This is a genomic window from Sorangium sp. So ce124 (assembly GCF_051525235.1).
Classification (GTDB): Bacteria; Myxococcota_A; Polyangia; order Polyangiales; family Polyangiaceae; genus Sorangium; species Sorangium atrum.
Genome location: NZ_CP150312.1, coordinates 1920808 through 1940854, shown reverse-complemented (window position 1 = coordinate 1940854; position 20047 = coordinate 1920808). Strand labels below are relative to the sequence as shown.

Below are 20047 nucleotides of genomic sequence, written 5' to 3'. Positions count from 1 at the left end.
CGGGCGAGCCCGGGAGCTCCGGATTGCCCGGCTACGGGAACAGGCTCCCGGGCTCGTCGGGATCGAGCTCCCAGCCGAAGAGCCCCGGGGTGCGCGCGCGGTGCCTGCCGAGCGCGTCGCCCGGCAGCCGGGGGCCGTCCGCAGCCCAGCGGGCGGCGAAGGCGTCGCGCAGCACGAGCTCCGCGAGCTTGCCCCTCGGCGAGAAGCCCCACTCGGCCTCTTGCGAGACGTCGTCCGGATCGGCGTAGAGCCGCCAGACGAAGAACCCGGCGCACGTGCGCGCGTCCAGGAACGGCGCGATCACCGCGGCGTAGGCCTCGGCCTGCGAGCGCTGATCGACCACCACGTCCTTCATGCGATCGGGCCACTCCCACGGGCGCACGGCGGGATCGCGCCGCGTGGTGTAGCCGATCTCCGTCAGCAGGATAGGCTTGCCCCACGCGCGCGCCACGGCGTCCACCCCGGCCGCCACCTTGCGCCCCCCACGCAAAAGCTCCTCGAACGACGCGCCCTCCCGCTCTGCCAGCGGGTAGAACGCGTTGATGCCGATGAGGTCGAGCGCGTCGAAGATCAGCGTGTGCTCGACGTCGTCCCAGTTCGCCGAGTAGGTGAGCAGCCCCGGGTACACGCGGCGCACCGCCTCGATGATCGGCAGGAAGCTCGCCGCCCGCGGCGTCGTCACCCAGCTCCGCAGCTCGACGCCCACGCTGAGCATCTCCGCGCCTCCCTCGCGCGCGACCGCGGCCCACGTGAGCAGGAACCGGCGGTACGACTCGGCCCAGCGCGCCCAGCCGGCGTCGTCCCCGGGATCGATCAGGGCCCGCCACTCGCCGCTCTCGACCCAGAGGTGCGGGACGAGCAGCACCTTGAGCCCGCGCGCGTGCGCCTGCGCGATCGCCGCGAGCACGTTGCGCCGGTTCTCCTCGAACGGCGCCTCGAAGACGAGATCGACGCCCGTGCCCTTACCGTCCCACACGCGGCCGAACGGCGTCAGGCTGACCCAGGTCGCGCCCATGGCCACCGCCTCATCCATCGCCCGCCCGCTCGCCGCGGTGCCGTAGCCGCGGCCCGGGTGCCGCAGGTTCTCGATAGGCCCGATCGTCACGCCGCGCACGCCGCCCCAGCCCGACACGGCCCACCCCTCCGCGCCGTGCGGCAGGTGCTCCTGCGCGACCCGCGGCGCGGCGCTCGCAGGGCGCACAGGCGCACCGACCGCCGCCGACACGGCGAGCGCGGCGCACGCCGCGCGGGCGAGCGCGCAACCTCCTCGACTCATCCCTGGCACGGGCCGCCTTATACCAGGCAGGCAGACCGCCGGGCCGCGGACGTCACCCGCCGTCGCCCGCCTGGGGTCGCTGCGCGCCGTCGCCCTCCGCGGGCTGCTGCGGCTCGCGCGCGCCCTCGGCGGGCTGCGCCGGCTCACGCGCGCCCTCCTCGGGCCGCGGCGGCTCGCGCCGGGAAGCGTCGCGCTCTTGCCGCGCGCGGGTGGTCGCATCGCGCCACGCCCGCTCGCGCTCGAGCTTCTCGCGCCGCCGGCGCCGCTCGCGCTCGACCTCGTCGTAGATGACCTCGGGGCGCCGCGCGTCGAGCCGGGCCCCTCGCGCTTGCGCCACCCGCGGCGCCTCGCTGTCGGGGCCCGCGGCGCTCGCGGGAACCAGCTCGGCCTCGGGTGGCTCGGCCGCCGGGAGCTCGGGCGAGGGCTTGGGCGCCGCAGGGACGGCCGCGCTCGGCCGCCCTGCCACCACCGACGAGCGCGCCTCCTGGACCGCGCGCTTCGCCAGCCCCTTCGCCGCGGGAAGCGCGCTCCCACCCCCGTCGAGCGTGCGCATCTGCACGAGCCACACGCCGCCGATGCCCGCGAGCATCCCGAACAGCGCGAACGCGATCGCGAGCCGTCGGGGCCACGGCGACGGCCCCCGGCGCACCACCGTGAGCCGCTCCGCATCGGTCTCGGCCTGCGCGCGTGCCGTGAGCCCCGGCGTGACGCGAGGCGCCGCGCCATCGCTGACGCGGTGCACGACCTTGCGGCCGAGCGGAACCGGCGTGTCCTCGGCAGTCGGCCGCTGCCCTGGCCCGCTCGCCTGGGGATCGGAGCGGCGCTCCGGCGGTTTCACCGTCAGGACCGGCGGGGGCGGAGTGCGGCTCGCCCGGAGCTGATCGCCGCCGTCCCACGCCGCTCCCGCGTGCGACACCAGCGTGACGTCGGACAGACGGGGGCCTCCGGGAGCTTCCCACTTGGCCGTCGTCTCGAGGTCGCTCAAGAGATCGTCGGGCGACATCCTCGGCAGGTCCGCCAGCGTGTCGGCCTCCCACTCGTCCTCCACCGGCGCCGGAGCAGGCGTCGCCATGCGGACGGTCTCGTCCGCCCGGAGCGCCTCCCACACGCGCTCGGCCGCGTCCTCCGCGCCCTCGCCCCCGAAGCGCGCGAGCGCGAACGCGAGCTTCGCGACGTCCGGGGGGCGCGCCTCGGGGTCCTTGGCGAGGCAGCGCAGCAGGAGCGCCCGCAGCTCCGGGGGCTCGACGCCCGCCGGAAAGGGCGCGGGCGGCTCGGTCAGGACCTTGGTGCAGATCTCGAGCTCGGTCGGCGCATCGAACGGGCTCGCCCCGCAGAGCAGCGCGTAGGCGACCGCGCCGATCGACCAGATGTCGGCGCGCTCGTCGATGCCGCCCGCCGACCGCATCTGCTCCGGCGCCATGAAGAGCAGCGATGTCCGCATGGCGCCCGAGGCGGCGTTCGGCCCCTCGCTCTCGACGCCGCACGCGACGGCCGACACCCCGAAGTCGAGGACCTTCACGCTCGGGGCGCCGTCGCCGAAGCTGAGAAAGAGGTTCTCGGGCTTGATGTCCCGGTGGAGGATCCCGAGGCCGTGCGCCTCGGCGACCGCCTCGCAGATCTGCAGGAGGTACTTCACCGCCTCCCTGACCCGGATCGGCCCGCGGCGCCGCAGGTAGCTCGTGACGTCGGAGCCCTCCAGGTACTCGCTGACCACGAACGGCGCGCCACCTTCGACCCCGACGTCGAGGATCCGCGCGACGTACCTGCCCTTGAGCGCACGCGCGGCGCGGGCGCCGCGGAGCAGCCGATCGACGGCGTGCCTGTTCTCGACGAGCCTCGGATCGACGCGCTTGAGCGCGACGCGCTGGCCCGACAGGCGATCGGTGGCGAGCTGGACGACGCCCACGCCGCCGGCGCCGATCCGGGTCTCCACCGCGTACCTGCCGGCGACGATCTCCTGCCACCTCGGGCCGCCCTCGGCCGCCCGAGGCGCACGTTCAGCGTCGGTCCACGCGTCGGTCCGCTCCCGTGCGGCCGCGCGATCCTCTCCTCTGGGCTTCAGCGACGTCAACGCACTGCCTCGGTGTGTGTCCGCGAGCTCCGCGGACAGAGTAAAAGCCTGTCCCCTGAATAGCAGACTCAGAGTGCTGCTATCGCGTCCATGACGTGTCGTCTAGTGACACCCGCGCACGAAAATGTCCGTTCTTCACGCATTTTGGAGCAGCTGGCTGGCCGGCCAGCTGGCCGGCCGGCCGGCCTGCAGCCATCTCCATCAGCGGCGTCAGCGGCTACTGTCATGCGCCATCGAGCCATCGAGACCGCTTCCATGCGTGCCGTGTGCCACCCACGCGGCTCACGGCGGGAGCCCCAATGCGAGCGCGACCAGATAATCGACGCCGCTCAGGATCAGGACGAGCGCTACGGCGGACGCCGCGCCGAGCCCGAGCGCCTTCAGCGCGCGGAAGCGCGCTGTTCCGCGTGTTCCACGCGCCCCCGGCCGCCCGTGCTGGACGCCACGTGTAACCCAGCACCACCCGAGCATGGACAGCGGGCCGAACGCATAGAGGGCCGCGCCCCAGGTCGCTCCGTTCCAGCAAGCTTCCCGCTGCTCGGGCGTGAGCCGCCGTCGATCCCAGCGCTGCAGCGCGAACGGCAGCGCGATACCGAGGACCATCTGGAGCGCGAGGCGGAGAGTGCTCATTTCGTGCGCCGAGCTCCCGGGCGAGCGCTCCACTCAGGCAGCGCCGGACAAGCGCAAATGGCCGGAGCACGCCGCAGCGCGTCGCGGCAGAGCTCGGGTGAGCGACGCGCTGCCCGGCTTCGCTGACCTCCTGCCTCGAGGAAAGCGCCGCAAAAATCGCGTGCCGGCCTTCTCGATCTCGACGGGGATTGGTACGAACGAGGGATGACAACGACTGAGGCAGGGGACATCAGGAACGTTGCAATCATCGGACACAAGGGGGCTGGGAAGACATCGCTTGCCGAGGCCATGCTGTACGTCGCCAAGGCGACGGCCAAGCTCGGCAAGGTGGACGACAAGTCGAGTGTCCTCGACGAGACCGCCGAGGAAAAAGAGCACGTTTGCTCGTTCGAGGCGAGCGTCGCGCACCTCTCCTGGGCGGGGAAGAAGGTCAACCTCGTCGACACGCCGGGCGAGGGGAGCTTCCTCGCCGAGACGCGGCTCGCCCTCGCGGCGGTCGACGCGGCCATCCTCGTCGTGAGCGGCAAGGACGGCGTGCAGCCGATCACCGAGCGCGTCTTCGGCTGGGTGAGGGACGCAAAGCTGCCGTGCATGATCGTCGTGACGAAGGTCGACGCCGAGAACGCCCGCCCCGACGAGGTGCTCGCCGAGGTCCGCGCGCGCCTCAAGGCGCCGCTCGCGGTGATGGAGGAGCGCGTCGGCGAGGGGCTCCAGCACCGGGGGGTCGTCGCGATCCGGACGAAGAAGGCCTGGCTCGACAAGCCCGAGGCGCCCGCCGCGGCCGCGGGCTCTCCCGTGCCGGCCGACGCCGCGGGCGCCGTCGAGAAGGCCCGGGGGAAGCTCGTCGACGACGTCGCCGGCAGCGACGACGAGCTCACCGAGCGGTACCTGACCGAGGGAGATCTCACGCAGGAGGAGCTCGACCAGGGGCTCCGCGCCGCGGTCCGCCGGGGGACGCTGATCCCGGTTTATTTCGCCTCCGGGGTCCGCCCGAGCGGCGTCGCCGCGCTGCTCGACGGCATCGTCGAGCTCGTGCCGCCGCCGACCGAGCACCCGGCCTGGAGCGGCGTCGTCCCGAGCGGCAAGCCCGGCGCCGCGCCGCAGGCCGCGGAGCGCCCGTCGTCGGCGGAGGCCCCGGCGGCGGCGTTCGTCTTCAAGACCTCGATCGATCCGCACGCCGGCCGCACCTCGTTCGTGCGCGTGCTCTCCGGCGTGCTCCGGCCCGACGCCACGATGCTCAACGCGAGCACGGGCGGCTCGGAGCGGCTCGGCAAGATCCACAGCGTGGTCGGCAAGGACCACAAGCAGGTGGACGAGGCGCGCGCCGGGGACATCGTGGCGCTGCACAAGCTGAAGGCCACGCTGAGCGGGCACACGCTCTCGGACGAGAAGCACGCGTTCCTGCTCTCCGCGCCGGAGCTGCCGCCGGCCCTCTTCTCGCGCGGCGTGCGGTTCGACGCCAAGGGCGGCGAGGACAAGGTCGGCAACGCGCTCTACCGGCTGACCGAGGAGGACCCGGGGCTCAGCGTGCACCAGGACGCGTCGACCCGCGAGCTCGTCGTCTCGGGCCTCGGCGCCCTGCACCTGGAGATCACGGTGGAGCGCATCCGCCGGCGCGTCGGGGTCGACTGTCGGCTCGGCCCGCCGCACATCGCCTACAAGGAGACGATCTCGAAGAAGGCCACGAACATCGAGGGCAAGCACAAGAAGCAGACCGGCGGACATGGCCAGTTCGGCGTCTGCTACATCGACATGGAGCCTTTGCCGCGCGGCGGCGGCTTCGTCTTCGAGGACGCGGTCGTGGGCGGCGCCGTGCCGCGGCAGTTCATCCCCTCGGTCGAGAAGGGCATCGTCAAGTCGATGTCGAAGGGCGTCCTGGCGGGCTACCCGATGATCGACGTCAAGGTGCGGCTCTTCGACGGCAAGTACCACGACGTCGACTCCTCGGACGCGGCGTTCCAGATGGCGGGCAGCAAGGCCTTCAAGGCCGCCGCCGCGCAGTGCGCGCCGGTGCTGCTCGAGCCCATCGTGAGGCTCTCGGTGACGGTGCCGAGCGTCGCGATGGGCGACATCATCGGCGACATCAACAGCCGCCGCGGGAGGATCATCGGCACGGACTCGGTCGAGAGCCAGACGATCGTGAACGCGTTCGTCCCGCTCGCCGAGGTGCTCGAGTACGAGTCGAAGCTGAAGAGCATGACCCAGGGCAAAGGGACGTTCACGATGAACGTCGAGCACCTGGAGGTCTGCCCGCCGATGGTGCAGGACAAGGTGATCAAGGAGAGCGGCTTCAAGGCCGAGGCCGACGAGGACTGACCCCCGCCGCCTCCCCCGCGTAGGCGTGAACGAAGCTTCGCCCTGCGTTCTCCTACATCCGAACGTTTACGTGGTCGTATCCGAACGTCTACGTGGTCGCGGTCGTGGTCGTCAACGATAGGCCGTGAACGACCACGACCACGACCACGTAAACGTTCACGTAAACGTTGGTGATCGAGCCCACCTACGGATGGATGTGGACGATGGTCCCTTCCCCCGTGGCCTTCCCCGCGCTGACCCCGTGCCACCCGTCGGGCACGGGGGGATCGGTCCAGAGGAACACCCGGCGCGCGTCGATCGGCGACAGGTTGATGCACCCGTGGCTGCGCGGCTTGCCGTAGTCGTCGTGCCACGGCGCCGCGTGGATCGCGTAGCCGGCCTCGAAGTACTGCACCCACGGCACGTCGCGGAGCTCGAACTTGTTGTCGACCTCGTGCGCGTCCATGGTCGTCGTGACGTGTTTGTCGCGGATCCGGAACGTCCCCCGCACGGTCGAGAAGGTCTTCTTGGGGTCGCCGAGCCCGTCGCGGCCCGTCGCCGCCGCGGTGGCGTACACGGGCTTCTTGCCCTCGTAGAGGATGAGCGTCTGGCTCAGGATCGAGATGTCGATCCACTTCACGGTCCCCTGCGCGAACGACGGCAGCTCCGAGGGCTTCACCGCGATGGCGACGTCGGAGTCGCGCACCCACGTCCCGTCCTTCGCCTCGACGAGGCGGGCTCCGCCGACCTTCTTCGAGCGCCCCGTGAGCTGCACGGCGGTGTGCCAGGGCAGCTCGCCCGCCTTCTCCATCTCGCCGCCGGAGATGTCGTAGCGCTTCGCGTCCTGCCGGTGCACGAACGCGAGCGGCAGCTCCCACCCCTTGGTCATGTCGACGCCGTGGAACGTCGAGCCGCGGGCGGGCTTGAGCTTCGAGGTGGGCACGAGCCGCGCGTCGGTGGTCATGGCGAAGCGCCGCCCGCCGTCGCCCATGAAGGTGTCGATGAGGGCGAGCCCTGCCTTGCGCGCGATCCGGTTGGTGATGATCGCGTAGCCCGGCACCTTGAACGACGAGATGTTCGGGAGCTGCCGCCCGCCCTTGAAGAACCACGGGATCTCGTCGCCGCCGTTGCCGCCGTTGCCGCCGAAGAGCTCGCTGTCGCCGAGCTCGGGCGGCTCTGCGGGCGGGTCGGCGGCCGCGTTGCCCGCCGCGTCGAGCGGCACGTCGTTGGCGCCGACCTTGATCTCGTCCCACTTCTTCTTGAGCTTCTTGTAGCTGCGGAGGTGCCGCTCCAGGCTCATTTCGTACTGGAGCTGCTCCTTCGTCGACGGCATCCGGTAGTAGTTCGGCGCGATGGCCCGGACGAAGGCGTACGGGTACGGCATCGGCTTGGACAGGTCGGGCCGCCGCGTGAGCGCCCGGAGGATCGGGTGCTGCATGTCGATCGTGGCGTCGCCGTCCGCGCACATGTACCCGGCGGGCAGCACGCGGTAGTAGCCGCCCTGGCAGTCGTCGAACGCGGCGGGCTTCTCCCCGCGGGGCGCCGTCCCGCCCGCGCGGAGGTAGCCGAGCTTGGCCGAGCGCCGGTCCGCCTTCTCGTAGATGGGCGCGACCATCTGCACGGCGCCGATGCGGGGCCCGTCCGGGCGCGGCAGGGTGGCGGGGTCGTTCTCGGCGGCCTTCTGGGCCGCGCCCGCGGAGAGGCTGATGATGCCCTCGGGCGTGGCGTTCTCCCCGCCGCTGCAGGCCGGCAGGACCGGCAGGGCGAGGGCGGCGACCGCCAGGGCGAGCGGGAGGGGTCCGCGCGCCGGGGCCGGGCTCGCAGAGCTTCGCTGTCGGGCATCCATGCCCCGGGAATGCCGGACAGACGGGCCAGTGGCCAAATTTTGGCGGATGGCGCGAGGCTCTCGCCGCCGGCCGGGCGGGCGGCGGCGCTTCCCGGCTGGCGCGGGCCCTCGGTGAGCGGTGGGCGACGGGACGGCGGGAGGCAACGCGCGCAAAGGTGCAGGAATGGGGTTGCGCGAGAGCCAGGTCTTGGGTAGGTTCGGGGCCCCTCGCGAAACCCGCGAGAGTGCGCCACTAGCTCAGCTGGATAGAGCGTCGGCCTCCGGAGCCGAAGGCCAGTGGTTCGAATCCACTGTGGCGCGCTGGGTTCTCAGCCTTTCCGCAACTTTCGCGGCTGTGCCGGCCATATCTCGCGCGGGCGTCCATACGAGCGCAATGGCGGGAGGTGCGTGCTCCGGTCCTCTGCTCTTCGGGCCGCCGGTCAGGGGGCTCTCCGGCGAGGACGACGGTGGCTGGCCACTCCTCGGCAATCGCGACGAGGCGAGCGAGTCCACGGCGTGGCCGCACGCCCCCAATCAAGATACGCAGCTCATCAAGGGAGCGCGGATCGTCGCTCGTGCAGGCGAGAGGGCCAGTCCCGACGCTGTCTCCCCTTGCGCCCACGATCGAACGGTATCCCCTGCTCGTATCTAGTTCACCTTCGTAACCGTCGAGAATCGAGGCGCTCCGAGCCTCGTCGCCCCAGAAGTTGAGCCGTGCTCAGCGGCGGATCAGGCATTCATCCGGGATCTTTTGGGGACACCCTTCTTCGGTGGTCAACGCCATCTCGATCGGTGCGAACTAGCCTTCCGCCGGCGAAAACGGGGTCGGAGGTGCCGTATGTCTCGCGGGCCGCCGCGGTGCAGCGGCGCGGCCGCGCCGCGTTGACGCCTGGCCGCCGCTTCACGCACGGATGAGCTGCATCTCCGTCGACGTGAACGGCCGCGGCGGCAGCTCCGCGCGGTCGCGGAACCCGAACCTCGCGTAGAACGTGTGCGCGTCCTGGGTGCCCAGGTGGACGTGGCTCGCGCCGCGGACCGCCGGGTGCCCGAGCAGCAGACGCACCACCGCCTCGCCCACGCCGCGGCCCCGCAGCGAGGGCGCGACCATCACGTCGTACACCCACGCGCGCCTGCTCCCGTCGCTGATCGCCCGCGCCGTCGCCACGAGCCGGCCCGCCGCGTCGCGCGCGCCCACCCACGCCGACGAGCCGAGCTGCGCCCGGCCGATCGCCTCGCGCGGCACGCCCTGGTTCCAGTAGCCACCCTCCAGCAGATCGACCGCCTCCGCCACGTCGCGCGGGCCCAGCGCGCACGAGAGCACGCAGCCCGCCGGCGCCTGCAGGAACTCGGGCACCGGCGTGTCCGGGCAAGCGGCGCGGAGCAGCTCGATCGCCGCGGGATCGCCGGGCGCCCCCCGCTCCCAGAGCTTCGTGAGGATCCGCGCCCGCTCCTCGGGCGTCCGGTTCTGCGAGAGCTTCGCCTTGCCGTCGAGCCGCGACAGCGGGACCGCGAGCACGAGGATCCCGGCGATCGCCTTGCGGTAGAGCGGGCTCGACGCGTCGAGCGGCGTGTACCCGCCCTCGGGCTGGTACTTCTGCATCAGCGCCTCCAGCACCTCGGCCTTGTGGTCCGGATCGTCCACGCGCTCGATCACCCCGTGGGCCTGCGCGCTCCGGTAGAGCGTCGTCGCCGGGCACGCCCGCTCCGGATCAGTGAAGTAGCTCGGGATCGACGCGACGACCTGCTCGCACGACGCCACCGCGGGCCGGCCGACGGCCTCGGTCTTCTCGCCCACGGGCGCGCCGTGGAACGCGATCGCGCCCCGGACCACGACGCCGTGCACCGTCCTCAAGACCGGCTCGCCCTCCGCCGTCGTCGACGCCAGGTGGACCACGTCCGCGAGCCCGAGGAACGCCTCGGCCTCCGCCCTCTCCATGCGAAAAATCTCCCTGCGCATGGCCCCAGGTTGCCGCGCACCTGGTACTCCCGAAAGATCCGGTCCGACGTTTTCTGCTAGACCAGCTGGCATGCCCTGGGAGCTCGCCCTCGCCGTCGATCCCGCCGCGCCACAGCCGATCTTCCTGCAGATCGCGCGCGCCCTCGCCGACGACATCCGCCGCGGCCGGCTCCGCGCCGGCGCCGAGCTGCCGGGCAGCCGCGCGCTCGCGCGGTCCCTGTCGGTCCATCGCAACACCGTCCTCGCCGCGTACCGCGAGCTCGCCGCCGAGGGCTGGATCGAGGCCAGCGCCGCGCGCGGCACCTTCGTCTCGGCGGAGCTGCCGGCGCCGTCGCCCCGCCGCTTCGCCCGGCGCGCCGCCGCGCGGGCAGAGGTGCCGGCGCGCCTCGGCTTCGACCTCGGCGCGACCTCGCTCCGGCGCGTGCACATCCCCCCGCCCGGCACGCTCCGCATGACCGGCGGCCTCCCCGACATGCGCCTCGTCCCGACCGCGGCGCTCGCGCGCGCCTACCGCCGCGCGCTGCACGCCGGGTCGAATCGGCTGCTCGACTACGCCGATCCGCGCGGCGACGAGCGCCTCCGCGCCGCCCTCGCCGCGATGCTCTCGGCGGTGCGCGGCCTCGCCGCCGGGCCGGAGTCGGTCCTCGTCACGCGCGGCAGCCAGATGGCGCTCGACCTCGTCTCGCGCGCCCTGATCGCGCCGGGCGACGCGGTCGCCGTCGAGTCCTACGGCTACCGCCCGGCGTGGGAGGCGCTCCGCCTCGCCGGCGCGCGGCTCCTCCCGCTGCCGGTCGACGCCGCGGGCCTCTCCGTCGACGCGCTCTCGGAGCTCGCCGAGCGAGAGCGCCTGCGCGCCGTCTACGTCACCCCGCACCACCAGTACCCCACGACCGCGGTGCTCGCGCCCGGCAGGCGCATCGCGCTCCTCGAGCTCTGCCGGGCCCGCCGGATCGCGATCCTCGAGGACGACTACGATCACGAGTTCCACTACGACGGCCGCCCTGTGCTGCCGCTCGCCAGCGCGGACACGGCCGGCGTCGTCGTCTACATCGGCACCTTGTCGAAGATCCTCGCCCCCGGGCTCCGGATCGGCTTCGTGGTCGCCCCGGAGCCGCTGATCGAGCGGCTCTCCCTCCACCGCACCTTCGTCGACCGGCAAGGCGATCACGCCGTGGAGCGCGCCGTCGCCGAGCTCCTCGAGGACGGCGAGGTGCAGCGCCACGCGCAGCGCGCGCGCCGCGCCTACCGGGCGCGGCGCGATCTGCTCGTCGCGTCGCTGCGCGCACGGCTCCCCGACGCGCTCGACTTCGCCGTGCCAGCAGGCGGTATGGCCCTGTGGGCCAAGGTGGACGCCGCGATCGACACGGACGCCTGGGCCGAGCGCGCGCTCGCGCGGAAGGTGGCGTTCTCGGCGGGGCGGCGCTTCGCGTTCGACGGCAAGAAGCGCCCCTTCCTGCGGCTCGGGTTCGCGGCGCTGGACGAGCGAGAGATCAGCGATGCGGTGGAGAGGATGGTCGAGGCGCTGTGAGCGCCCAGGCGGACGGACCAGCTGAGCGCCGGGTACCGTGTTCCTCCCCAAGCTCCGATTCGGCTGAACTCTCCTCTTCCCCCGCAGGCGCTGTCTTCGACAGACCGCGATCGTCCCGCGGCCCCACCCTCATCGAAGCGCGCTGCGCCCGCGGTAGATGGATGATGGATCCGACGCAGCAATAGCCCTGCTGGCTTGACCTCGCACGCGCCCCCTCTCACGATGCGAAGTGAGGGGGAATACAAATGAATGGCGCGGTGCTCTACGATCTCGCGATGCGGCTGCCGCTCGCCGTCCTCATGCTTTATAACGCCCTGTTCGTCGGGCGCGATATCCATGCTCACCTGTTTCTCTGGAGCGGGCCCAGGGGGCTCACGTACGGGACGACGGTGGCATCGCTCGTGGCCACCGAGGCCTACCTGCTGCTCGTCGCGGCATTCACGCTCGTTCGCCTCCGCCCTGTACGCAAGCTGAGCGGGATCGTACCTCGCATCACCGCGCTCGCCGCCGGTCTGCTGCCGGCGAGCATCGCATGGCTGCCCAAGGCCCCGCCGATGCCCGGTCTTCAGGTGGCGGGCACGCTGCTCATCATCGCTGGAATGGCGCTCGCCGTGGTCAGCATCGGGTGGCTGGGCAAGTCGTTCAGCGTCATGCCCGAGGCGCGACGCCTCATCACCGGCGGCCCCTACCGGCTCGTGCGCCACCCGGTCTATCTCGCCACCTTGATCCAGGGGACGGGTATCATTTTGATCTTTCCGTCCATGGCCGCGATCCTGATCTACACGGTCGAGATGATCCTGCAGATCATCCGCATGGGATACGAGGAGCGCGTGCTGCGCGACACCTTCCCGGAATACGACGACTACGCGCGCCGGACGTCCGCGCGGCTCGTCCCCCGCCTCTACTGATGAGAGAGCTCGCGCGGCGCGCACCGCGTGCAGGCACGCGCCGCCATGGGACAGGACGCCACGCCTGTCGCAGGACGCCTCGCTCTCCCGGGCTCGGCGCTCCTACTCCTACCTGGACGGGTCGGCCACGCGGCCGACGAACAGGATCGCGCTCGTCGCACGATCCCGGATGACGAAGAGGAACGGGCGGTCGAAGCGGATGGTGGCAGGCTCGGGCGCCGACGTCTCGCCGATGACCACCGCCGTCGCCGCCGCCGCCTCGGTGCCCGCCTCGTTCACGGACACGAACGCGTTGTGGAGCACATCGGTGATGAACAGGCCGCCCTGGCCGTCGATCCCCGAAAAATCCGCGCCATCGGAGAAGGCGGCGGGCATCCCCAGATCCTCGAGCGGCGGGGCGAGATCCAGGGTCGAGACGATCTTGAACCGCGGCAGCGTCATCGTGACGCTCCGCGATCCGAGGGAGCCGAGGACGCCATCCAGCCGCGCCTGGTCGAGCCCCGCCTCGAAGGCCCCGAGCTCCGACGGGAGCACGAGCACCATCGACAGCTCGCCGCCGTCGTAGGGCAGCTCCAGCGCCTCGTAGCCGTCGCCCTCGCCATAACGGACCTGCGCGTGGTTGGCCATCATCGGCACGGACACCGTGGAGCCGTCCGCCAGCGTGAAGCTCCCCGGGGTCGTCTCCTCCTCCTCGAACGGAAACTGCCACGCAGCGTTGAAGTAGATGGCGTTCGTCAGCACGAGCCGGGTCGAGGGCCCGAGGGCGCCTTCGGGCAGGATGTCCTTGATGCGGTCCTCGGTGCGCTCGGCCACCCAGCCATTGATGATCCCCCGCGCCTCGTCGGGCGCCTGGACGAAGTCGACGACATGCAGCCCGGCCCCGTAGCTCTCCGCCAGCACGTCGAGGAACGACGGCACGAACGCGGAGCCGACCTGCCCCCAGATCGCGTTGGCCACGTGGAGCCGGAACCCCTTGCCGTCCTGCCCCTCGGCGCCCTCGCCGCGGCGCGCAAGCGCCAGATCGAGCGCGTTGAACGCCGGGTGGAGCCGCGCTTGCGGCAGCGTGAAGCGCAGCGCGCGCGCCATCTGCTCCGCCGTTTCCCCGCGCGCGCCAGCGTACGCCATCGCCAGCGCGCTCGACACGCTGTACGGAGAACAGAAGAGGTTGCCCGGCGTGGCGCCGATCCGGCGGTAGAGCTCGAGCGCGAACGCCGTGTTGCCGAGTGCGAGCTCCTTGGCGTCGGCCTCCGATACCCGAGGTGCGCGTGCCCGCTGCCTGTCCGAGGCGACGACGCAGCCCGCGGTGCCCGGATCGGCGCACCCGGACGGCGAGGGCTGCGGCTCCCGCCCTGCGCCGGCAGAGGAGCAACCGGCGCAGAGGAGGGAAAATGACAACAGGACCACAGGGATCGTAGAACTACGCATGCGCCCGGCGCAGCAGGGGGCGTGCCGAACCGCCCATGATAGGATGGATCCCGCCATGCGGAGAGCGCGAGAGACAGCCCTCGGAGAGGCGCGGCGCCCGTGATCGTGCTCGTGATGGGCGTGAGCGGCGCCGGGAAGACGACGGTCGGGGCGCGCCTTGCGCGCGAGCTCGGATGGGAGCTCGTCGATGCGGACGGCTTCCACCCCGCCGCCAACATCGAGAAGATGCGCTCCGGCAAGCCGCTGGACGATCGGGACCGCGCGCCGTGGATCGCAGCGCTCACCGCGCGCATCCGCCAGCTCCTCGACGAGGGGCGCGGCGCCGTGATCGCCTGCTCGGCGCTCAAGGCGGCGTACCGCGCGCAGCTGCTGGTCGACCCCGCGCGGATGCGCCTCGTGCACCTGACCGGCGATCCAGCGCTGATCGCCGCGCGCCTCTCGGCGCGCAAGGATCACTTCATGCCCGCCGGCCTCCTCGCGACGCAGCTCGCCGCGCTGGAGCCGCCCGAGGACGCGATCCGCGTCGACATCAGCGGCACCCCCGAGGAGATCGTCGCCGCCATCCGCCGCGCGCTCGGCGTGTGAGCCGGGCCGCGCCGCGCCTTCTGCCGAAGCCGGGCTCTTTCCAGGCGATCTCTCGGGGAGAACCGAACGCCCGCGCGCGTCAGCCCGGGTCCGGCAGGCGGGTCAGGAAGAGCGCGCCCTGGTCGCTGGAGAGGCGTTCGCCCCCGAGCGCCATCGTGCCCTGGAAGGACCCGGCCAGCATCGGGCTCTCCCACGGGTCCATCTCCAGCCCGGAGACGTGGACGTCCGCGCCGATGCGCCGGGTCCACTGCTCCTCTCCGCTGGAGCTGAGCCCGGCCGCCCACGCGCTGCACGACGCCGGCTCGCCCGCCGACCCGCACAGCGCGTCGCCCGCCAGCACCACGCGCTCGCCGCTCGCGGTGACGCGGCGGGGGCTCCGCGCGTCGAAGCGCTTCACCCAGATCACGCGGCCGTCCGGGCCGATCTTGGCGACGAACGGCCGCGGGCCGCCCGGCAGATCGGGCTCGCCGAAGACGCCGCTGCCGGAGAGCAACGCGGCGCCTTCCGGATCCACGGCGAGGTCGTACGCCTCCTCGAGCTGGTCCGGCGAGCCACGGAACCGCTTGTGCCACACGAGCTCTCCGTTCCGGTCCAGCTTGGTCACGAACGTCGCCGTGCCTCGCCCGTCCTGGCTCGCGAGGATCGCGTTCCCGTCGCGGTCGACCTTGATGCCGATCTCGTCGCTGTCGGAGCCGCTCGGCGGCAGGCTGACCCACGCGAAGCGACCCGAGGCGTCGAGCCGGACGACGAAGGCGCCGATCGCCCGCCGCTCGATCCGCGCGCCGGCGACCTTCGCGGCTCCCTCCAGCCTGCCGAGCACGAGCGCTCCGCCGCGGCCATCGGCGGCGAGCGCCGTGCCGCTCAGGATCGCGCCCTCCTCCGCGGAGATCTGCGCCGCCCAGCTCGCCGCGCCGCGCGGGCCGAGCTTCGCGAGGAACAGGTCCGCGCCCGAGGGCGACGCCGCCGTGAGCCGGTGCGCGCCGAAGCGGACCGTGCCGGAGAAATCGCCGAGCACGAGCGTCTGCCCCCCGCTGCTCGCGGCCACGTCGATGGCGCTCTGCGCCGTGCCGTCGCCGAACTGCTTGCTCCAGAGGGGAGCGCCGCACGCGTCGAGCTCGGCCACGAAGGCGTCCGTCGCGCCCGCGCTCCGCAGCCGGGTGCTGCCGAAGGTCAGCTCCCCTTCGAAGGAGCCCGCGAGCAGCGCGCGGCCGGCGCCGTCGATCGTGAAGCCGCGCAGGGTCGCGCCCTTGCCAGGATACTGCCGGCTGAACGATCTCTGCCGACACGCGCGCTCGGCCCGCTCGCCGTCGCCGAGCCCGGCCGCGCCGGCCGACCGCCCGCCGGGTGCGACCGCGGCACCCAGACACACGCCCCCGGGGCCGACTGCCCCCATCTCGCACATCCCGGGAGGCGGGCCGTGCTCCGCGTTCGCCCGCATTGCACCGCCGCTGTCGCCGCCCGGCTCGCCCTCCGCGACAGCGTCCGCAGCCTCCGAGGACATACACCCGGCTCCACAGCAGATGACGCCGCAGAGGGCGCTCAGTGCTCTCAAGACAGACCACATACTGCATCTCCTCTCCCGCCTCGACGCGGGCACACTGGAAACACTGCAGGATGCGGACCATGGCCCGCGCCTTTCAAGCTTCTTGCGAAGTTGAAAAATCCAAACTTTTCTCGATGAATGCGGGCTCATCCGGGGCAGGACGCGCCCGTGCAGAGCCGCTTCATGCCCTCTCCACACCGTCGCTCCCCGGAGAGCTGGCCACTCGACCCCGGCCGCGCGAACGTTCGATTCACGCACTGGCCCGCTCGCGTCGACAGAGGTGGATAGAGCGTCTCTCGCCATGGACACCGCATGTTCCGAATCCAGATCATCGACGCACGAGATCTGGCCGAGCCGCTCGCCGCTGCCGTCGAGGCGCGGGCGACTGGCATCTTGAACGCCGCCGGGGCCCCGGCGAGGCGCAGGCGATGGGGCGGGCTGCTCGCGCGCGAAGCCCTGATGCCGGGGCGGGCGTCGAAGCCGCGAGCCACGAGCCGCGGGCGGGGCGCTCGCGCGGCCCCCGAGGCCGCCCTCCTCCGGGCTCGGCGGGTGGCTGGCCGCGCGCGCAGAACGAGAAGACGGGAGCCTACCACCGTAGCGCACCCGCGCCCACTTAGGGTAGGATGCTGCCACCCGACTCCGGCGGACGTATCCCCGCTGGAGGAGCCCGCAGCCACGGGCGACGGCCCCTCCATGACCCCCCACCCATCTACGATCACGACGGAGCTCCCTGCGAGCGAAGGCGCGACTGCGCGGCCCCCCCGCGCCAGCCTCGCCCTCGCCGCCGGCGCCCCCGCGATCGCCTCGGAGATGGCGATGAAGTTGCTCTGCAAGCCCGCTGACGAGCGCACGCCGCGTGCGCAGGTGCTGAAGGTCGACATCGACGCCTACGCCGCCCTCCCTGACGCGGAGCGGCGCGCGGTCCACCTGCGCCTCGGGCGCATGGCCGAGGCGCGATCGCAGCGCGAGCGCTCGGACGAGGCGCTCTTCGAGGCCGCGCACCACCTGAACCTCGGCGCGCCCTTGATCGTAGAGCCGCGCGAGCGGGCGGCGCTCGCCGCGATGAACCTCGCCGCGGGCCGCAAGGCGAGGGAGCGGGGCGCGACCCCGGCGGCCGCCGATCTCTTCGAGGCCGGGATCGCGGCGCTGCCGGACGGGAGCTTCAAGCGAGACCACGAGATTGCCTTCTCGCTGCATGCGGAGGCGGCCGAGTGCGCGCACCTCGGCGGTCGGCTCGATCGCGCGGAGTCGCTGCTCGACGTGCTCGCTGCGGAGGCGCGCTCCGATCTCGAGCGGGCCAGGGCGTACGAGCTGCGCATCGCCGTGTACACCACCCAGGGCCGGCTCGATGAGGCGGTGGCGCTCGGAAAGACGGCCCTCGCGATGCTCGGCGTCCCCCTCCCCGAGGACGGGCCGGGGCGCAAGGCGGCCGCGGACGCCGAGCTCGCGGCCGCGCGCGTCGCGCTCGGCACGCGCCGGCTCAAGGATCTGCTCGACGAGCCGGAGGCGTCGGACGCCCGGACCCGCGCGGCTCTCCGGCTCCTCATGGCCCTCATGCTCCCCGCCGCGACGGTGAACCCGCCGCTCTGCACGTTCATCGCGGCCAGGCAGGTCAACCTGTCGCTGGAGCGCGGCCACGGCGGAGCCTCCTCGTACGGCTACATGGCCTACGCCTGGGTCGCCGCGCGGGTGCTCCGCCGCTACGACGAGGCCTACGAGCTCGGGCAGCTCGCGATCGAGATGAACGAGAGGTCCGGACAGCCCGAGCTCTCCTGCCGGCTGCGCGTCGTGCTCGGGGCCCACATCAGCGTCTTCACCGATCACCTCCTTTCGAGCCTCGATCTCTTCCAGGCCGCCCTCGAGGCGGGGCACAGGACGGGCGATCTCACCTACCTGTCCCAGGCGTGCGTCCACACCGCGCTCGTTCGATTCGGGCTCGGCGACGAGTGCGAGGCGGTGCGGGCCGAGGTCGACGGGTTCCTCTCGCTCGTGCGGCGCGCGCGGGAGGAGCTCTCCATCCTCGCGCTGGCCGGGGTGCGCCGCGCGCTCGACGACCTGATGGACGCGACGCGCGCCGGCGCGTCACGCCCGCCCAGCCACGGCGATCTCGACGACGCAGGGGACGAAGCGAAGCTCTCGGTGCCGGCGTACGGCGCCGCCGCGCGCGTCCACTACGCGCTGCGGCAGCAGATCTGCTTCCTGAACGAGGATCACGAGGGGGCGCTGCGGATGGGCTCGCTGGCCGAGGCGAGAATGCAGGGCGGCGTCGACGATCACCTCGCGACCGAGGTGTTCTTCTACACCTGCCTGACGCTGCTCTCGCCCACGCTGGCGCGCGGCCGGCAGCTGACCACGGTCTCGGTGGCGAGCTACCGGGATCGGTTCTCGGAGTGGGCCGAGCGGTGCCCGGACAACTACCGTCACAAGCACCTCCTCCTCCGCGCGGAGTCCGCGCGCGCCGCCGGCGAGGAGCTCGCGGCGATGAAGCTTTACGATCAAGCGATCGAGTCGGCGAAGGTGAACGGTTTCGTCCGGGACGAGGCGCTCGCCAGCGAGCTCTGCGCGAAGTTCCACCTGGCGAGCGGCAGGGAGAGGATCGCCCACGTCTACATGGCCGACGCCCACGAGGGCTATCTGCGGTGGGGCGCGGCGGCCAAAGCGCGACAGCTGTCGCGAAAATACCCGCACCTCGTCGCGCGCGCCGCGCTCCTCGGGCAGCAGAGCCGTCCGCCGGAGTCCGCGCTCCCGGCGAGCACGGAGCGCCCCACGCCGCTCGACGCGTTCGCCCTCCTCCGCGTCTCGCGCGCGATCTGCGGGGAGCTCGTCCCGGAGCGCCTCTTCGAGCGGCTCCTCCGGGCCCTGAGCGAGAGCGCGGGGGCGCAGCGCGCCGTGCTGCTCCTCGCGCGCGACGGCGCGCTGACCGTCGAGGCCGAGCTCGACGGCGACCGCGGAGGGGTCCGCGTCGGACCTGCGGCGCCGCTCGAGGCCGCCGATCTAGCCGCCAGCGTCGTCCAGCACGTCGCCCAGACACAGCAGCCGATCGCCCTCGCCAGCGCGGCGATGGACGAGCGGTTCGCGGACGACCCTTACCTGCTCGAGGGCGGCCTTCGATCGATCCTGTGCCTCGCCATGACGCATCAGGGCCGCCTCACGGGCGTGCTCTACGCGGAGAACGGCGCGAACGCTGGCGCCTTCCGCGCCGGGCAGGTCGAGCTCTGCGGCCTCCTCGCGTCGCAGGCGGCGGTGGCCGTGCACAACGCGCTGCGCTACCGCGACGCTCAGAGCACCTCGCGCGAGCTCCGTCGCTGCAACGAGGCCCTCGTCGAAGAGGTCGCTCGCCTCACCGAGGAGCTCCGCGCCTGCAACCGCGACGCTAGCCCCACGAGCGAGCTGCGGCGCTGCAACGAGGCGCGCTAGCTCCCGCAAGCATGTCTTTATCCGGGCTCGTCCTGCCCGACAGGATTCCCCGCCAGGAACTCGCTCAGCAAGGATTCCCCGCCAGGAAGGAAGGACTTCGGCGCGGCCTTGAGGAGGCGCTGTGGGCGAAGCTCACATCGCGGATCGGACATCCCCTCTGGAAAATCCATGACGCCGGCACCAGAGGGGCCGCAAAACATGCATAGCGTGCACGCGTCCGCGCGCCAGAGCTCCGTCCGAGATGCGTGCGAGCGCGAAGGGGAGCGCAGTCGCGCGAACAAGGCACGCTGCAGCGCGAAAGGCACGTGGCAGCGCGGCAGAAGCGCAGACGCCGCCCAGCACATAGCCTCTCGAGGCCGGCGCGACAGGCACATGTTCTGAAATCAAAATGCTCGGGACACCACGGGACGGAGGGAAGACACAAAGCATCTTCCGTCTTCGAGCCCACCCGTGATTCCCGAGCCCAGAGCGGGGCGTATCTTCGTGCGCTACGGGCTCATCCGCGTCGTTCGGCTCGCTTCAGCGCACGTTCGTACGCCTCGCGCGCCGGCTCGGCGGCTGAGCCAGCATCGCACGACTCTGCGCAT

General features: G+C 72.3%; 12 protein-coding genes and 1 tRNA gene. 6 read left to right on the top strand and 7 right to left on the bottom strand.

Annotated elements, in window-relative coordinates:
* Positions 1-31: 31 nt before the first annotated feature.
* The 3 genes from WMF19_RS07295 to WMF19_RS07285 form a co-directional block, all read right to left on the bottom strand.
* Positions 32-1276 (bottom strand): glycoside hydrolase family 113, encoded by a 1245-nt coding sequence (locus WMF19_RS07295; RefSeq protein WP_437898406.1) that lies wholly within the window; start codon positions 1274-1276, stop codon positions 32-34.
* A 52-nt stretch (positions 1277-1328) separates the two neighbouring features.
* On the bottom strand, positions 1329-3347 hold the full coding sequence (locus WMF19_RS07290; protein ID WP_437898404.1) for a protein kinase domain-containing protein: 2019 nt from the start codon (positions 3345-3347) through the stop codon (positions 1329-1331).
* Positions 3348-3629: 282 nt separating this feature from the next.
* Positions 3630-3977 (bottom strand): transcriptional regulator, encoded by a 348-nt coding sequence (locus WMF19_RS07285; RefSeq protein ID WP_437328061.1) that lies wholly within the window; start codon positions 3975-3977, stop codon positions 3630-3632.
* Between the two features lie 204 nt (positions 3978-4181).
* Between WMF19_RS07285 and fusA the strand changes: the two genes are divergently transcribed.
* Positions 4182-6293: an elongation factor G gene (gene fusA, locus WMF19_RS07280; RefSeq protein ID WP_437898403.1), complete on the top strand. Its 2112-nt coding sequence runs from the start codon at positions 4182-4184 to the stop codon at positions 6291-6293.
* A gap of 184 nt (positions 6294-6477) precedes the next feature.
* Here fusA and WMF19_RS07275 read toward each other — a convergent pair whose 3' ends face one another.
* Positions 6478-8118 (bottom strand): L,D-transpeptidase, encoded by a 1641-nt coding sequence (locus WMF19_RS07275; protein WP_437799548.1) that lies wholly within the window; start codon positions 8116-8118, stop codon positions 6478-6480.
* A 226-nt stretch (positions 8119-8344) separates the two neighbouring features.
* Here WMF19_RS07275 and WMF19_RS07270 point away from each other — a divergent pair.
* Positions 8345-8418: transfer RNA gene (locus WMF19_RS07270), tRNA-Arg, on the top strand.
* Between the two features lie 580 nt (positions 8419-8998).
* Here the strand turns inward: WMF19_RS07270 and WMF19_RS07265 are convergent.
* Positions 8999-10033, bottom strand: coding sequence for a GNAT family N-acetyltransferase (locus tag WMF19_RS07265; protein ID WP_437898402.1), 1035 nt, complete (start codon positions 10031-10033; stop codon positions 8999-9001).
* Positions 10034-10124: 91 nt separating this feature from the next.
* Here WMF19_RS07265 and WMF19_RS07260 point away from each other — a divergent pair, with 91 nt between their 5' ends.
* The gene (locus tag WMF19_RS07260; protein ID WP_437898400.1) at positions 10125-11582 is read left to right on the top strand and encodes a PLP-dependent aminotransferase family protein; all 1458 of its coding nucleotides are present in this window, start codon (positions 10125-10127) and stop codon (positions 11580-11582) included.
* A 275-nt stretch (positions 11583-11857) separates the two neighbouring features.
* Positions 11858-12490: a methyltransferase family protein gene (locus WMF19_RS07255; protein WP_437898398.1), complete on the top strand. Its 633-nt coding sequence runs from the start codon at positions 11858-11860 to the stop codon at positions 12488-12490.
* 108 nt (positions 12491-12598) lie between these two features.
* Here the strand turns inward: WMF19_RS07255 and WMF19_RS07250 are convergent, their stop codons facing one another.
* A complete protein-coding gene (locus WMF19_RS07250; protein WP_437898397.1) occupies positions 12599-13894 on the bottom strand; it encodes a serpin family protein in 1296 nt (431 codons plus the stop codon).
* A 120-nt stretch (positions 13895-14014) separates the two neighbouring features.
* On the opposite strand from WMF19_RS07250, the gene WMF19_RS07245 reads away from it, so the two are divergent.
* On the top strand, positions 14015-14500 hold the full coding sequence (locus WMF19_RS07245; protein ID WP_437898396.1) for a gluconokinase: 486 nt from the start codon (positions 14015-14017) through the stop codon (positions 14498-14500).
* A 79-nt stretch (positions 14501-14579) separates the two neighbouring features.
* Here the strand turns inward: WMF19_RS07245 and WMF19_RS07240 are convergent, their stop codons facing one another.
* The gene (locus WMF19_RS07240; protein WP_437898395.1) at positions 14580-16001 is read right to left on the bottom strand and encodes a hypothetical protein; all 1422 of its coding nucleotides are present in this window, start codon (positions 15999-16001) and stop codon (positions 14580-14582) included.
* An 858-nt stretch (positions 16002-16859) separates the two neighbouring features.
* Between WMF19_RS07240 and WMF19_RS07235 the strand changes: the two genes are divergently transcribed.
* Positions 16860-19460, top strand: a complete 2601-nt coding sequence (locus WMF19_RS07235; RefSeq protein WP_437898394.1) for a GAF domain-containing protein — start codon at positions 16860-16862, stop codon at positions 19458-19460.
* Positions 19461-20047 lie beyond the last annotated feature (587 nt).